Raw genomic sequence first — 16349 nt, 5'->3', positions numbered from 1 at the left:
TACACCTTGCCCTCGTTTTAGTCTAAAAATCAAATTAACAGCTTTATGAAAAAATTTCTATTCGTTTGCGCGATACTATTTATCGCTAATCTAGGGTGCAAAAAAAATAATTTAGGTGGGGGTGGGCTCTGTGCTTGTTCACCGGAAAGAGGACCTGAATTAAATCTGGTTGTAAAAAGTAGCACAGGTACGGACCTGTTAGATGAAAAGATCACTGGTGCGTATTCAAAAGATAAAATTAAAGTATTCCAAAAAACTGCAGATGGAAAAGAAACACCTGTTGTTTTTGCAGTCAGACCTCCATTTTCTTATGGTGACGAAAAGTTCAATTTCAACACGATTTATGTAAGTCTTAATTTTCTGAGAACTTCAACAAACGATAAGTTTTATTTAAAACTTGGTGACGACAAAATCTACGAGCTCAGCTTATCATTAAACGAAAGTAAGTACGACCTGAGTAAGTTATTGATCGATAACAAAGAGATTGAAAAGGACAAGAGCAATATTGCCAATTACGTCACGGTATTTTATTTAACAGCATTGTAAAATCAACATAAGCTAAGTTTTGTAACTTTGTTTTAACCGCTCCTCAAATAGCGATAGAACTATGCTTAGATTATTGTTTCTCATCACTTTATTTATTAGTCCTTTACTTAGTAGTGCTCAAAAGATCGATTGGGATCATCCGAGTATAATTAAGCTTCAGAATGGTTTCAACTCTGCTGTCAAGGTGGCTACCATCGACAATAAACTGCCATGGTCGTCTGCTCTAATAGTCAGCGATGCCTCTGTCAACCATACTTTGATGACCGAATTCCGCAATGCGGAAGCCTACTTGAGGTCGATAGACCAAAAAACAATGATGCAAGATTTGGATAGTTGTTTACAGTTTCATATTTTATTCAAATCGTTTCAGACATCGCCAGAATTATCTGCTATAAAGATAACTGATGAACAAGTTGTTATTAAAGGAATCCAACAAGTGCGTCGTACCCAAAAGTTTCCAAAGATTTCTTTGGAATCGATCAATTTTACTACCTCTTTAAACTTTTGCAGTTTTGTTGAGCAAAGTAAGTTTGAGAGCTTGCAGACGGACTTTAATGATGTAACTTATTTTAACAGTGTGCTGCCTGCTTTAAAAAAAATAGCCAATGAACTTAAAGATAAGCAGGCTGTTTATCGGCCAGAAAAAATCGGCGATGATGGCAGCGCGATGAGATGTACCTTCTTTAAAGGGAAAGAGGTATATGCACAGGTTGTACTGTCGTTTGCAAAGCAAGATTATTTTGGCAAAATTCAGAACCTTGAATTTGTTCAAAAAGATAAGTTCATATTTGACCCCTATGCTCCAATTGAGATAGACAAGCTTAATTAACTCATATTCTTTAAAATATGCAACACATTAAGCTCTGTTATAGGTTCATCAAAGTACTGATGTTAATTGGCGTTGCCATTTATCCATTAAGATCATTGTCTCAGAATGAGCTAAGTGGTTGCTATAGAGTATATGCCAATACTATCCATATTAATCCTGATTCTACATTTAGATATATCTGGAGGTTTGACCTGATACATGAATGGGCAACTGGAAGATGGTCGGTAGAAAACGATACCATTTACTTTAAGATGATACCGGTATATGATACTTTAATTTATTCGGATGAAAATGGAATAAAAGTAACAAAGGTGGTTTTATCTGACGATGAAAAACAAGAGATAATAGCATTTCCGCTCTCAAAATATCCCTTTAATCCGAACGAATCTATGGATCATCAAGGAGGCTACTATTATCCCAAAAAGCTACTTTTCCGTAATAACAAGTTGTACGAGATAAATACCAAAGGAAAGTTAATAAAGAAAAAATATAGAGGATTTATGACGAGAAAAGATTCCCGCCATGGTATGTTAAAGTTGAGGAAGTAAAAGGTGCCGGTAAAAGCTAATGTCACTCCTAGCTTTCTGCCAACAAGCGTTTGGCTATACTATAAACCACTGCAGAATTCCAGTCCTTAAGATAGTTGTAACTCTTATAAATCTTGGGATTATTTTTGGAAAACAAAGCATAATAGCCCGTACATTCTCGGAATCCTAAGTCATTATAAGGGATTTCATGGTTGTTTAGAGCTACGGTGTTGATTTTAAAAGTAGTTCCAAGAATCTCAACAAAAGACTTTTTGTCAAGTGAATCAATATATCGATTTAGAATGTCTTCTTGATGRKYMWTARATWMRKNCNNATTWAARRTGTCAAGATACTTCTCGTGTAATTGTTTTTTTCTGATGCTATATAAAGACGTAAACCGAATCTTTATTACCTTATCACTCAATCCTCTGATGTCTACACAATATCTGCGGCCTATGGTGAAGGCGTAACCTTGAATAGGCTCCATGCCAAATCTTAAACCTTCAACTTCATCTTTATTAAAGATGGTATTAGGCACATCTTTCCAAKYYGANWSGTYKWAGRTNWTSRYATSRRGSCTAWTCACCAATTTCCTTTTCCTATCTAACAGGTTGGGTTTGATCTCTATTTCCAGCATTCATGCTTGGCATTTCTGCGTTAAATTTCTCTAAAATAGAAAATAGAAATAAAGATAAAAGAATACCCTTTGAACAGAATCAGAGGAAAGCTGGCGTAATCCCTACATCACTCGTACTTCAGCGCCTCAACAGGATTCGCTTTTGCAGCCTTGTAGGCCTGGAAACTAACCGTTAGAAAAGCAATGATTGCAGTTCCTGCTATAGATATCAGTACAATAGACAATGATATAGTGGTTCTGAATTCAAAATTAGTGAGCCACTTGTTCATTAGGTAATAAGCCAAAGGTACACCAATACAAGCCGCTACAAGTACCATTTTAAGGAAGGATAGGGAAAGAAGGTTCATGATGTTTCCAACGGAGGCACCCAAAACGCGACGCACGCCAAACTCCTTAGTTCGCTGCTCAGCACTGTAAGCAACAAGCCCGTAAAGACCCATGCACGAAATCAATATGGCAATGCCACCAAACAAATTGGCCAGGATACCCAGAATTTTTTCCGACTGCAGCTTTGCAGTATACAGATCATTCACAAACTTAATTTCAACTGGGTAGCTCGGATTTATACTTTTGGCAACAGCTGAGATCAGCTCCACGTTTTTACTCAAACTATTAGCCGGATTTAAACGCATGTTGATCGTACCTCCCTGATTTTTGCTGAAATTGATAACCATTGGTCGTCCGGAGTGATAGGGCGAATCCCATAAAAAATCTTTGTACACGCCAATTACCTTCAGTTTATTGTCAAAAAGCGTTACCATCTTACCAATCGGATCTTTTAGTTTCATCATTTTCACCGCAGTGCTGCTTAGCATAATAGCAGCAGAGTCTGATGCAAACTCCTTTGAGAAATCGCGTCCGGCCAGCATTTGCACACCGCTTGTTTTCACCAGGTCGTACTGAGTTTCGAGGCGGTTAAATACAATTTCCTCGCCCTGTTTTTCCATTCCTGGCCATTTAAATCCGTAAAACCAATTGCTTACATGGGTCATACTACGCGATGCCTGGTTTACCGCAGTAACCGCACCTGTCTTTAACACCTGCTCTTTGAACAATTCAAATTTCCCAAACAATTCTCCATTTTGAGGCATCTCAGCCAGCAAATTGATATTGTAACCTACTGGTCTGCTCTTTATAAACTGTATTTGCTTATAAATAACCAATGTAGCAATGATCAGCATAATGGCAAAGCAAAACTGTGTTACCACAAGTACCTGCCTTAGATTTATCGGAATGAGTCTTGCCCTTGCTGTTTTCTTTTTTAAAGTTTGAATAGGGTTGAAAGAAGAAAGGAATACTGCAGGATAAAGGCCCGCCAAAACACCAGTTAGTAAGGCTACCGACAGTATGCCCAGCCAATAGCCCGCATTTGTGTATTCGATTATGATTTCCAGGCCAAGTAGGTTATTGAACATTGGTAAAGTAGCCTCAACAATAGCTACAGCAATCAACACTGCAACAGTAGTAAGCACCATCGCCTCGGTAAGGAATTGTGTAACCAATGAGCCTCTGGTTGCACCGATCGTTTTTTTAATTCCTACTTCTTTGGCTCTGCGCTCAGATTTTGCCGTGGCCATGTTCATAAAATTAATACAGGCGATCAGCAAAATGCCAAAGGCAAGTGCAATAAACAGATAAATGCGTTCAATCTCGCCACCCACATTTTTGCCGTTTAAAAATTCACCGTGCAAATGTAAATCTGAAAAAGGGAATAGGAAGTTTTCATTTCTTTGGGCTGTATAGGTTTCATTGAATAGCTTTTTAACCTTGGAATTGATCCGATCAAGTTTAGCTCCGTTATTAACCTTTGCAATAGCAAGGAAACTGAAATTTCCCCAGCCTGGGTTTCGGGCTTCACCATCTATATTTTCATAAAAAGACCATGGCATCAAATAATCAAACCTGAGCGAAGTGTTGGCTGGCTGATCCTTAATCACGCCTGTTACCTTCAGGTCAGTATTGTTTGCATACTTTACCGTTTTGTTTAATACATCAGTAGTGCCAAATAACAACTTCGCAGTACTTTCACTTAGTATTACAGCATTTGGTGTATTTAGTGCAACATTCGGATTGCCGGCTATAAATTCATAGTTAAATATTTTCAGGATTTCCGGATCAGCAAAGAGATCAACTTTTCTAAAACCGGTTTCCTTATTGGCAATTAGCGTTTCATTGCCCCCGGCAATACGACTAATGATATCAACTTCGGGAATTTTGTTTCTTATGGCCATTGCAATCCCGTTGCCAGGTGAGGTTCCTGTACTTGTGATCTTACCAGATGCATCCTGGAAGTTGGTCATCACCTGATAGATTTTATCTGCATCTTTAAATTGACGGTCGAACTTCATCTCGTTATTCACGTATAGCAGCAATAGGAGGCAGGCCGACAATCCGACTGCCAGTCCAATGATGTTAATCACCGAAGAGGTCTTGTTTCTCCAGAGGTTACGCAAAGCGATTTTTAAATTGAGCTTGAACATGTCAGTATTGATCTATCAATTAAATACAATTGATCTGCAATTTACCAAGTTTGTGCCAAGAGTGCGTATATCTTTCAATTTGCTATAAAACAGCATTTTAATTATAGTTCAATAATAAAACCGTTCATTATCGAACTATAGGTGTACAGTGTCGGACAGTTTATTTTAAACCAGCATCGCTCCGCCATCGATCACCAGCGATTGCCCTGTGGCAAAAGATTGCTTCATCAGATATACAAAACCCTTGGCAATATCCTCGGCTTCACCAACCCGCTTTAGCAATAATGTACTTTCCAGATACTTGTAAAATCCATCACGGTCGGCATCACTCAGGTTATTCCATAAATTGGTTTTGATTACACCAGCGGCAATATTGTTTACTCTTATGGGGGCAAGTTCAACTGCCATTGCGCGGGTAAAAGCATCCACGGCGCCACAAATGGTTGCGCCAAGGCTATATCCTTTACTTGGCCGCTGTCCGAAATTACCGCTCATAAGGGTAATGGAACCACCTTCATTAATATGGTCTTTACCGTATTTGATTGCTGCAAAGGCACCCCAAAAGCGTATGGTAAAAAAATCCTTTCCTTGTTCAATATCGGTGTCTTTCACCATGCTCATCGTAATGTTTTCTCCTGCCGTATATACCAGGTGATCAAAGTTGCCCGTTTGCTTAAAGAAATCCTTGATGTTTTGCTCATTCGAAAGATCTAGTGCATAACCCTCGCTTCCTTGTGGTAGTCGCGTCAACGCCTGATCTATCCTTGTTTGGTTGCTCGATACAATAACGACATTTGCACCTTCAGCGGCTGCGGCTTTAGCAGTTGCTAATCCTAAACCCGAACTGCCGCCTAAAATGATAACTTTTTTATTATCCATATTCTTATTTTTTATGAATACAAAGATCCACAACCCTTAAAAGCCTACACTTACCAAATGGTAAAAATCGGCACACAGAAAACATTCTAAGGAAAACATTAATTTAGCAGATATTCCTTAACCCATGGAAACTCTAATTGCCTTCTTTCGCTCATTTAAAACCATTTCCGATGATGAAGCTGAGATAATTGCCACTTATTTTCAGGACAAAGATTTCAAAGAAGGGGAATACGTTTTCAGCGAAGGCAGGGTATGTAAAACGCTTTTCTTTATTGTTAAGGGTATTTTAAGGATAGTTTCCACCAATCAAAAGGGTACCGATGTTACTTATTACTTTGTTGATGACAAGCAATTCTGTACCATATTGCAAAGTTTCAATGAGGAGACCATAGCCAGCGAAGGCATCCAGGCATGTTGCGATACCCATGTTTTAGCTATTAGCAAAAAGAATTTGCTTGGACTATATCAAAAACTGCCATTTATGACTGATCTCGTCAATGGGATTCATCAGCAACGAATGCTGGAAAAAATCCGACTTAAAAATGCCTATTCAGGACAAGATGCGGTTGAAAGGTATCAGGTATTTTTGTCAGAGCAACCTCAAATCGCATACCGCGTTCCACTGAATTACATAGCATCCTATCTGAATGTTACGCCACAATCTTTGAGCAGAATCAGAAGAAAGCTGGCGTAATCACAACATCACTCATACTTCAGCGCCTCAACAGGGTTCGCCTTGGCAGCTTTGTACGCTTGAAAGCTAACCGTTAGAAAAGCAATGATTGTAGTTCCGGCTATTGCTATCGATATAACCGTCAATGATATGCTTGTCCGGAATTCAAAATTAGTGAGCCATTTATTCATCAGGTAATAAGCCAAAGGCACACCGATACAAGCTGCGATAAACACCATTTTCAGGAAGGAAACTGACAGCAATCTCATAATGTTGCTCACTGAGGCACCAAGTACACGGCGCACGCCAAATTCCTTCGTGCGCTGTTCCGCACTGTAAGCCACCAGGCCATAAAGGCCCATGCAGGAGATCAATATCGCGATGCTGCCAAATAGATTAGCCAGTATGCCCAGGATTTTCTCAGACTGCAGTTTTTGAGCGTAGAGATTATCTACAAACTTGATGTCAACTGGATAGGCCGGATTCAGCCTTTTTGCGACGGCGGAGATCAGTTCCACATTCCTGCTCAAACTATTGGCCGGATTCAGACGCATGTTGATCCTAGCGCCTTTGTCCCTGTTGAAATTAATGACCATCGGCCTTTCAGCGTGGTAAGGCGAATCCCAGATGATATCTTTGAATACCCCAATGACATGCAAGTCCTTGCCATTAAGATTCACCCTGGTGCCCACCGGATTTTGAAGATTCATCACTTTCACCGCCGAGTTGCTCAGCAGAACCCCCTCCATATCAGAGGCAAAATCTCTGGAAAAATCACGACCTGCAACCAGCTCCACACCACTGGTTTTCACAAAATCGTAATCGGTTTCCAAGCGGTTAAAACGAATCTCTTCTGCTCCCGGAGGCCTGTTGGGCCATTCGAAACCCGTGAACCAGTTACTCACGCTGGAAAGGCTGCCAGCGGCCTGGTTGACGGCAGTAACGGCGCCTGTTTTCAGGATCTCCGATTTGAAGACCTCAAATTTGCGGGAAAGTTCGCCCTCCTGTGGCATTTCTGCCAATAGATTTGTGTTATAGCCGATTGGTCTGTTCTTAATAAAACCGATCTGTTTGTAGATCWYMAKMRWASCGATNKRTYWGYAKAWYRSCARMGYARMRMTGAYCRRCNANYAATRSCWRMSYMAAAYTKACCGRSAMYSMMTNNYTGCCYYWRMTKYWYYKSKWYNTNRMSTTTGMMCWKGSTKSWWWKCWKWKWRRARTNKYGNNCAGGRTWKAAWSCWGAKAGNWAKASCKSWKRATAYWAYCMYRMYWGWNANGACCWGYYAATACKANSAYANYTGMMATNGWCYAKSSARWRYKMKATMYYGNSCAWAKTSTNTGRASAKWKSTAWMSMSARCWMAWYRKTGRWYATAGSYANNAAKACAMYTCMAMAGNGNTYAKWGCCAKYRMTWCRSTWMSRAANNNCWGYGCCAYCRSTKMRGNMMSKMRYKGCGCCWMYRGTSWWSYYMWYGNSSCRCYTMYKKTSYYCTKMRTKCSSAYTTNNCMKTYGCCMTGNNTTCNNRRAWTTGNNGCAGNNGCSATGNNMRTAARATTNNRAWGNNCAGNSCRATGANWMAGATWSMWWWKYYCNGAYSWMWSMACMGRYANMTTTTTYCGWTRWCRMMWYYGSCANTWWWKSYNNGNNTTAACGWATNKGMMATAWRRRWKTKTNNKYTWWSGTATSGMRAYWTSRMWYWTTSMRCWKWSSTWTNGMGNCTTNGCTNRTTGAWCNNANNGACCTTTGAGSKKKCWKTTNAYCNNNTYGACCWTYRANRGGYCAKYTNAMSYTGMNCCNATNCWRAKKYCWGMYRWWKYYRYYSMWMTSCTNSAKKWMWGACMWKKKCANWGAYMTRSTCNAGRMWWGANSSARGKMWWGRCNTRGWMAKWCNTTGASSRMASYRKTGNMTGGWWANKTCYYTKWCSWYWYCNNNKKTRATGGTTWKGTYYMKYWCRTTKWCMYMKYYAAWSRWYWKSTTTNGCRSWYTGWYCCSKSMWAAYRACAGMWTTGNGGTMYRTYMMGYGMYRWWGNCRGRATTNNSGGYANATMAANCNYCGTARSGGNNGATTWYCRGSANMTMANRMTCNGYAWRKRAWGNMWYYTYWKKRWMKCWKGWTCTGNCATWKRMYRSSASYKTTTYSMMGCNNSTYCKRCCAKKSGYSMKRMSTGTTTCCCCGCCTCCGACCAGGCGTGCTACCACATCCACTTCCGGTATACGATCTCTGATCGCGTTGTGAATGCCATTCCCCGGAGCACCATACGTACTGCTAACCTTTCCTGATGCGTCCTGGAAATTGATCATTACCTGATAAACCTTGTCGGCATCTTTGAATCCCTTATCGTAATTCCATTCGTAGTTCACGTACAAGAGCAGTAAAAGGGAGGAGGCCAAACCTATCGCCAGACCAATAATATTAATCACCGAAGAAGTTTTATTTCTCCATAGGTTACGCAAAGCGATTTTTAAATTCAGTCTGAACATGGCTGTATTGATCTATCAATTAAATACAATAGATCTGCAATTTACCAAGTTTGTGCCAAGAATTGTGGAGTGTTTCAATTTACTGTAAACAGTGTTTTAGTCTTTTTTGACTAACGAAACCGTTCATTATTGAACGGAAAGCGTACGTTGCCGAACAGTAGGAGAAAAGTAAACGCAATGTGTCTTTTTTATGTTAAAAAAGAGATATGCTTTACTGTTTTGAGGTCCAATATTTTGATTACTGCCAAATATTAGAATCTTTGTAGAGATGAGAAAATATAAAGATACATAATGAGTATAGCAAGAAAAATAACGCTTCTTTTCGCTATTTTATCCGCAATTATCATTTCTTTGTTGAGTGGTTTTGTCTGGTATTTTGCTAATGATTTTGCTTTTGAAGATTTTTATAAAAGACTAGAAGCCAGAGTTAACATTGCTGCGGAAATTAGAGTTGCCGAAGATAAAAACGACAACATGTATGCTAAAGTCCGTAATCAATATTTAGAGCGTTTACCGGACGAAAAAGAATTTGTTATTGAGAAAGGTGATATCAGTAGTGTAAAATTAGGCGTCGWRTWKCYATMRNARTKTYYWYKATARWWKKMWNGAAATNNTCMAASTRSMYSSTTAWCSTRWWSAAMATNATTKTTAWNNGTYKGWRARNAKTTKASYSRTWNTCAWCARGACCGTATTATTATTGTTTCAGCTAATGATCCATTTGGGTTTAGAGAACTAAAGGATTTGCAGAAAACCCTAATCGCTGGTTTTTTTCTATCTATAATAATGTCCTTTATAGTTGGCTGGAAATTCTCCAACTACATGCTTAACCCCTTAAGAAAGATTATTAAAAGTGTAAAGAAAATAAAGGCAGAAAATCTACACTTAAGGCTTGATGTATACGGTACTGATGAAATGGCTCAACTCTCACAAACTTTTAACAATATGTTGAACAGGTTAGAGACAGCTTTCGAAACACAGAACAATTTTATCAGCAATGCTTCACACGAGTTAAGAACACCGCTGACAATTATTAGTGGCGAGGTCGAACTTGCAATGAAATCAGACGCTGATGGTCAGGATCGCTATTTGGCTCTTGCGAAAATAAAAGACGAATCAGATCGATTGGAGCATATTCTCACAAGTTTGTTAGGGTTGGCACAAACAGGCTTCAATGGTAAAAACCACCCTTGGGAACTGGTAAGGATTGATGAATTGCTGTGGGATATCAAACGCACGGTAAACCAGGTGCATCCCGAAAGTAAAATTGAAATCGATTTTAGTAACCTGCCGGCCGATGAAGACCAGATAACCATAAAAGCAAATATTAATTTACTTAAACTAGCTATAGCAAACATTGTAAGCAATGCCTGCAAATATTCTAACAATAAACCTGTATTGGTAACATTAGAAAGTAAGCTAAACATATTGTCAATTGCTGTAAAAGATCAAGGAATTGGTATACCCCCTGGTGATGTACAACATATTTTTGAACCTTTTTATAGAGCTTCAAATACTTCGGATTTTAAGGGATATGGGATTGGCCTACCACTGTCCTTAAATATAATCCGCCTGCATCGCGGGAGCATTGCAATCAGCTCAATAGAAAATATTACAACAGAAATTAAAGTCCTGCTTCCCGTTAATTAGATTTAAAATTTATATTCAAAATGATAATGAATGGGTCTTTTGTTGCATTTGGTTCAGTTGTTTTTGGCAGGCTTATTGTCATCTAAAGCACTTAACCTGATGGTATGCAATCGAAGATAATAGTGAGTCTGTGCCTTGTCAACATGTTTGTATGTTGCTGTTCTTTTGCTTTTGGTCAAAATGCGGGGGACGCGGTCATACAAAACAATAAGAGTGTGGATACTGCCAGGCAAATTGACTTGATTGATATCGGCAAAGCGCTGTTTCGCATCCGTCCGGGGAAGGTCAGGGAAAAGCAGGACAAAAAAGTGTATTTCTCTATTCTGCCTATTGGGGGTACTGTGCCCGGAGGTACGGGGAATGCCTTGATCACCAGTACTTCAGCGGCAATGTACCTTGGTCCCAAAAAGACAACAAATCTGTCCACTGCAACTTTTACACCTTATTGGAATTTGGGAAACCGTTTCGGATTGCCTGTCAGAACCAATATCTGGCTTACTGATAACTCATGGTTGATCCAGGGAGATACGCGGTTTTTGGTTTATCCACAATACACCTGGGGGATTGGGGATTCGAAAGCAGAACATGAGCGGACGCTGTTGAAATATAAGTATATTAGGTTTTACCAGAATGTGCTCAAACGGATCAAACCCTATTTGTATGTGGGTCTTGGTTACAATCTGGATTATCGTTTCAATATCAATACCGATGATTCTGCCCCTGATTTGGAGCAGTATTCTGGTTATCAGTATGGTACAGGGAAAAATTCCTTTTCTTCAGGAATTAGCCTAAACATGGTTTATGATAATCGGAGCAACTCCTCTAACCCATTACCGGGAATGTACGGAAATTTAGTTTACCGGGTGAATCCCACTTTATTAGGTAGTAACCAAAATTGGAGTTCACTTTACCTTGATGTCCGTAGATACATACGTATGAATCCCGAAAAACGCAGCCAGCAGAATACACTTGCCTTTTGGTCTTATTTCTGGACGGCGCTGAATAGGAAAACCCCTTACCTGGACTTGCCGAGTACCGGATGGGACCCTTTTAACAGGTCTGCCAGGGGCATAGACCAGAACAGGTATCGTGGCAGGACATTGTTTTATGCGGAGAGTGAATACCGCCGGGACATTACCGAAAATGGATTGCTTGGTTTTGTGGCGTTTGTAAATGTAAATACAGTCAGCGGCTCCGGCTCCTTATTTACTTCCTGGAAACCGGCAGCAGGAACCGGCTTGCGCATTAAGTTCAATAAGTTGTCCAATACTAATATTGGTATCGATTATGGTGTGAGTAAGGGGTATAGCGCGGTGTTGCTAAATCTTGGCGAAGCATTCTAACTAAAATCTACAAATATGTTTGAGCTCTTAACCGAAACAGATAACTTATTGGCTGTATTTGTCCTTGTTGGTATAAATATATTGCATATTGTAATCTTAATTGTTTTTGTAATAGGGGGGTATAATCGCTAATGTTTTTACTAAATTCATTTCATTAATTTAACCGAATGCCAACGCTCAAACAGAAACTCTCACAGAAATCCGATACGCAATTGATGTATTACATCAATAATCCGAATAAGCATACAGAAGAAGCTGTTGGTCTTGCACTAGCGGAGCTGAGGAGCAGGAGCGTAGAACTACCCGAAAATATCAGTGAGGTGATCATTGAAAAGAAGGTTGCTTTCGAAAAACTGAAACGGAAAAACAAGTTTCACTTTTCCGCAATTACGTTTGCAATCGGCATTGTTGGAGGAATCTTTTCAGTGGCGGCCGCAATGGCAGTTATGGTATATCATGAAATACTAACATCTTTGTTGTCGATAGACTGTATGTATTCCTGGTATTTCATTTGGTTTTCAACCGGAGTGTTTAGCGTAATATTACCACTGTTTTTCTTTAGATATTTTCAAAGTATGAAACCTGAAGCCATGACCTATCTCATTGGTTTCTTTTTCATATACACTGTGGTGGAAATGACTTGTCTGCAGATATTTTTTTTAATGTTTCCTGTAGATCTCACCTCTATGTGTGAAGCTAATAGCCATCTTTTGCCTTACAATAATTGGGGGATCTTAGGCTATGTTGTGTTATTAATAATAAGTGTGATCTTTGAAAGATCAAAAGCCAATATTAAATCAGAATAGTAAATGATGAGGTTAATCACAGTCAATTAATAGCCTGCTGAGCTTATTCCGGTCTTTCTTGCTCATGGCCGGGTAGGAAGGCAGATAAACAAGATTATCTAGTATTAGATCTTCAGCGTTAGCAACTGTGGGGGAGGCGCTGTGCTTTACTAAGCTAGACGCCTTTTGCGAAGCATCAAAACCGTTCCTACGCAGGCAGGAGATAAGTCGTAACGGATCGTTGGACTCAACAGGCAGTACCCAATAAGTATGTTTTGTATTTAGTGTCCCGATTTTGTAATCGTTAGGGATGGGCGATAAAATATCATTGGCCAACTGTATTCTTGTGGCTATATCATGCTGTTTAAAGTTGTCCAGCTTTTTCTGTAATAGTTTTATGTTTGACGAGCAGGGGCGATAACGAATTTGTTTAAAAATGTCATCACCAGGGAATCCCTTGGTAAAGCCAACCAATACCTCTTCAAAATCTTTTCCACTTGCCTTGGCAAGGCTATAAAATCCAGTGTAAATGGCTTTAGTAGTGAGGAGCTTTACAAGTGCGGCCTTAAGTAGCTTTTTTAGAAAACTTGAAATATCCTGTTTATCATATTGCTCATTTATAGTTGAAACTTTGGCATGTAAAGCTGGATCTTTAAAGTTGATTATTGCACCACGGACAGCAGTATTTGTTTTAATGAGGCCAAAGCTAAACATTGCCACATCCGACTCGGGATTGCCTTCATATATACTACCGGCATAGGCCTGGGCGCAGTCTTCAAATACAATCAGATTGTATTTCCTGGCAATGGCAATTAACTCATCAGTGTCCATAATTGCACCAAAAAGGTGGGTGATCAGTATGGCTTTTGTGGTTGGCGTTATTGCAGATTGCAGCTCTGCAGGCGATATATTTAATGTTTGCTTATTTGTTGGCAAAGGAATAGCGGTTAGTTTATGGCCAGCTATAATCCTAAACATGTCTGGGATGTTGATGTCAGTTACTAAAATTTCAGAGCCTGCCGAAAAATTTAATGCATTTAGAGCCAGATCAAAACCGGTACGCACAGAAAGGCAGATCAACTTTTTATCGTTTTTTTCAGCGGTCTCTGTTTTTTGAGGTCTAAAATAATCAGCAAAACAATAGTAGATACCAGTAAATAGATCTTTATTGCTGATGTATAGTTTGCCTCGGGGTATCATGCCCGCAATATACTTATAGTTAATCCGACTACTGCATAACCTGAAGGATTCCCGGATGCTCAGCTGATATCCGAAGTTTCAGATTGTCTCCTTCATTGAACCTTTGGTTCTCGTCATCTATTTTTTGTATAAAGTTTTCATTATTTAAAGCATAACGAACAACCATATAGTGGTTGTAAAACAAAGAGGACTCCGACGACCACACCAATAATACTTTTCCATCTACTATTTTGCCATGATTTTCCAATTGTTGCACATAATAGCGTTTCTGTAACTGCAGAACTCCTAATGCACTAAATCTAACGGCTACAAGCAAAAGAAAACCACAAAGAGTTCTAACCAGCAGGTTGCTTGTTTCAAGCCATATCATTTGTAAAATGATGAAGCAATTTCCAACAACCAACAGCAACATGGAAGCTACAGACTCTTTGTTGTAATAATGCAATTGAAAAACACCAATGTAAATGCAAAAAAGAATTATCGAGCTAAGTACTAAAGTCCAAATGACCTTACTTTTTGACCGGGGGCGTAGCCTTATATACTTGTTCATGTGCGTTTTGAGATTGCGTACTGAAATATAAATATTTATTTCGGAAATACAGTAACGCCCATATATCTTTATAATCATGAAAAATTTAGTGAAGAACCTATTATATTTTCTATTGCTAACGGTAATCATAGCTTGTAGCGGAAACTCTTCAGATAAAGAACAGCCCGTAGCAGCTACAACACCCGAAATTAATTATACTATTAAGTCAAGCTTTCCTCATAGTACAAATGCTTTTACAGAAGGTTTCTTATTTCACAACGGATCTTTGTACGAAAGTACAGGATCACCAGAAGAGTTTCCAGAAACAGAATCTGTTATAGGGATCGTTAATCTTGCAAATGGAAGTATTGATCAGAAGATTAAGCTTGATAAGAGCGTTTACTTTGGAGAAGGCATAGTGTTCTTAAATAACAAGCTTTTTCAGCTTACCTATAAAAATCAAACATGTTTTGTATACGATGCGCAAACTTTTAAAAAGTTAGGGCAATATACTTTTACAAACACAGAGGGCTGGGGATTAACCACCGATGGTTCCAATATAATTATGAGCGATGGCACCGAAGTACTTAATTATGTTAATCCTGCTAACTTTCAAATTATCAAAAAGCTGTCGGTTTCAGAGAATGGCTATGCATTACGAAACCTAAACGAACTTGAATACATAGAAGGCTTCATTTACGCCAATGTTTGGACGAAAGATGAGATCGTTAAGATTGATCCGGCAAATGGAAAAGTGATTGGTAAGGTCGATTTAACTATGCTTAAGGACAGTGCAATAAGAATCAACCCCAAAGCTCAGGAAACTAATGGAATTGCCTATAACTCCAAAACTAAGAGGGTACTGATTACGGGTAAACTTTGGCCAAAGATTTATGAAATTGAATTTTCAACAATTAGCAAATAGATTGTTACGCCACAAATCTGACGTAACAATCTAATACCTTAAATCTGTGCCGTACCACCATCAACAAACAATTCTATACCCGTAATGAAGGTAGAATCGCTAGAGGCGAGGAATAGGGCAGTGCTCGCAATCTCCTCAGAAGTGCCAAAACGGCCCATCGGAATCTTCTCTGTAAATGAATCGCGGATTTCCTGAGGTACGCCATCAAAGGTGGCAGTATCAATAGAACCCGGACTAAGTACATTTACACGGATCTTGCGGGCCTGCAGGTCAAGCGTCCAGGTCCGGGCCAGCGAACGGACAGCAGCCTTGCTGGCACTATATATACCCATCCCAGAGAAACCTTTCACACTGGCGATGGAACCTGTCATGATGATAGATGCACCCTCAGACAATAACGGCAGTGCTTTCTGTACAGTAAAAATGGTTCCTTTAACATTGATGTCAAATACACGGTCATATTCTTCGGGCGTAATGGCATCAATGCCGATACCGAAATGCCCAACACCAGAGCTGGCATACAATACATCTACATGGCCTTTTTCTTTTCTAACCATATCGTATAAACGATCAAGATCATCCAGATTCCCTGAATCAGCACGGACACCCGTTACATTTTTACCAATATGTTTTACCGCGGCATCCAATTGTTCCTGTCTGCGGCCAGTGATATATACATAGGCACCTTCTTCTACAAATAATTTGGCAGTAGCCAGAGCCATTCCGCTTGTTGCGCCAGTTATTACAGCTACTTTGTTCTCTAATTTATGTGACATGATTTTGCTTATTTTTTGGTCAGTGGTTCACCCGGCTGACGAAGCAAAATTGGAAAATTTTCAGTCCTCAAAACGATGAGGTTTGGTAAGAA

Annotated in this window: 14 protein-coding genes; 8 read left to right on the top strand and 6 right to left on the bottom strand. The window is 39.5% G+C overall.

What is annotated here, in order from left to right; translation table 11 throughout:
• Positions 1 to 45: 45 nt before the first annotated feature.
• The 3 genes from N824_RS14950 to N824_RS14940 all read left to right on the top strand — a co-directional run bounded on the left by N824_RS14950 (position 46) and on the right by N824_RS14940 (position 1923).
• Complete coding sequence (locus N824_RS14950) at positions 46 to 546, top strand: hypothetical protein (protein WP_048905957.1); 501 nt, start codon at positions 46 to 48, stop codon at positions 544 to 546.
• Positions 547 to 607: 61 nt separating this feature from the next.
• Entirely contained in the window at positions 608 to 1375 is a 768-nt protein-coding gene (locus tag N824_RS14945; protein WP_048905956.1) for a hypothetical protein, read from the top strand.
• A gap of 17 nt (positions 1376 to 1392) precedes the next feature.
• The gene (locus N824_RS14940; protein ID WP_048905955.1) at positions 1393 to 1923 is read left to right on the top strand and encodes a hypothetical protein; all 531 of its coding nucleotides are present in this window, start codon (positions 1393 to 1395) and stop codon (positions 1921 to 1923) included.
• A 723-nt stretch (positions 1924 to 2646) separates the two neighbouring features.
• On the opposite strand, the gene N824_RS14930 is transcribed toward N824_RS14940, so the two are convergent.
• The gene (locus tag N824_RS14930) at positions 2647 to 5019 is read right to left on the bottom strand and encodes an ABC transporter permease (protein WP_048905953.1); all 2373 of its coding nucleotides are present in this window, start codon (positions 5017 to 5019) and stop codon (positions 2647 to 2649) included.
• 165 nt (positions 5020 to 5184) lie between these two features.
• On the bottom strand, positions 5185 to 5898 hold the full coding sequence (locus tag N824_RS14925) for an SDR family oxidoreductase (RefSeq protein ID WP_048905952.1): 714 nt from the start codon (positions 5896 to 5898) through the stop codon (positions 5185 to 5187).
• 124 nt (positions 5899 to 6022) lie between these two features.
• Between N824_RS14925 and N824_RS14920 the strand changes: the two genes are divergently transcribed.
• A complete protein-coding gene (locus tag N824_RS14920) occupies positions 6023 to 6592 on the top strand; it encodes a Crp/Fnr family transcriptional regulator (protein WP_048905951.1) in 570 nt (189 codons plus the stop codon).
• An 8-nt stretch (positions 6593 to 6600) separates the two neighbouring features.
• Here the strand turns inward: N824_RS14920 and N824_RS14915 are convergent, their stop codons facing one another.
• The gene (locus N824_RS14915; protein ID WP_306413901.1) at positions 6601 to 7584 is read right to left on the bottom strand and encodes an ABC transporter permease; all 984 of its coding nucleotides are present in this window, start codon (positions 7582 to 7584) and stop codon (positions 6601 to 6603) included.
• 2251 nt (positions 7585 to 9835) lie between these two features.
• Between N824_RS14915 and N824_RS29160 the strand changes: the two genes are divergently transcribed.
• From N824_RS29160 to N824_RS14900, 3 genes are all read left to right on the top strand, one after another.
• Positions 9836 to 10699, top strand: coding sequence for a HAMP domain-containing sensor histidine kinase (locus tag N824_RS29160; RefSeq protein ID WP_084498344.1), 864 nt, complete (start codon positions 9836 to 9838; stop codon positions 10697 to 10699).
• 104 nt (positions 10700 to 10803) lie between these two features.
• A complete protein-coding gene (locus N824_RS14905; RefSeq protein ID WP_048905949.1) occupies positions 10804 to 12042 on the top strand; it encodes a BamA/TamA family outer membrane protein in 1239 nt (412 codons plus the stop codon).
• A 167-nt stretch (positions 12043 to 12209) separates the two neighbouring features.
• On the top strand, positions 12210 to 12848 hold the full coding sequence (locus N824_RS14900) for a hypothetical protein (RefSeq protein ID WP_048905948.1): 639 nt from the start codon (positions 12210 to 12212) through the stop codon (positions 12846 to 12848).
• Positions 12849 to 12860: 12 nt separating this feature from the next.
• Here N824_RS14900 and N824_RS14895 read toward each other — a convergent pair whose 3' ends face one another.
• Positions 12861 to 14027 (bottom strand): aminotransferase class V-fold PLP-dependent enzyme, encoded by a 1167-nt coding sequence (locus N824_RS14895; RefSeq protein WP_048905947.1) that lies wholly within the window; start codon positions 14025 to 14027, stop codon positions 12861 to 12863.
• A 28-nt stretch (positions 14028 to 14055) separates the two neighbouring features.
• Positions 14056 to 14577: a hypothetical protein gene (locus N824_RS14890; RefSeq protein ID WP_152542308.1), complete on the bottom strand. Its 522-nt coding sequence runs from the start codon at positions 14575 to 14577 to the stop codon at positions 14056 to 14058.
• A 76-nt stretch (positions 14578 to 14653) separates the two neighbouring features.
• On the opposite strand from N824_RS14890, the gene N824_RS14885 reads away from it, so the two are divergent.
• The gene (locus N824_RS14885; protein WP_048905945.1) at positions 14654 to 15481 is read left to right on the top strand and encodes a glutaminyl-peptide cyclotransferase; all 828 of its coding nucleotides are present in this window, start codon (positions 14654 to 14656) and stop codon (positions 15479 to 15481) included.
• 38 nt (positions 15482 to 15519) lie between these two features.
• Here the strand turns inward: N824_RS14885 and N824_RS14880 are convergent, their stop codons facing one another.
• Entirely contained in the window at positions 15520 to 16257 is a 738-nt protein-coding gene (locus N824_RS14880; RefSeq protein ID WP_048905944.1) for an SDR family NAD(P)-dependent oxidoreductase, read from the bottom strand.
• Positions 16258 to 16349: the final 92 nt, after the last annotated feature.

It is taken from the genome of Pedobacter sp. V48 (genome assembly GCF_000523515.1).
GTDB lineage: Bacteria > Bacteroidota > Bacteroidia > Sphingobacteriales > Sphingobacteriaceae > Pedobacter.
This window is presented reverse-complemented; position numbering and strand designations above follow the sequence as displayed.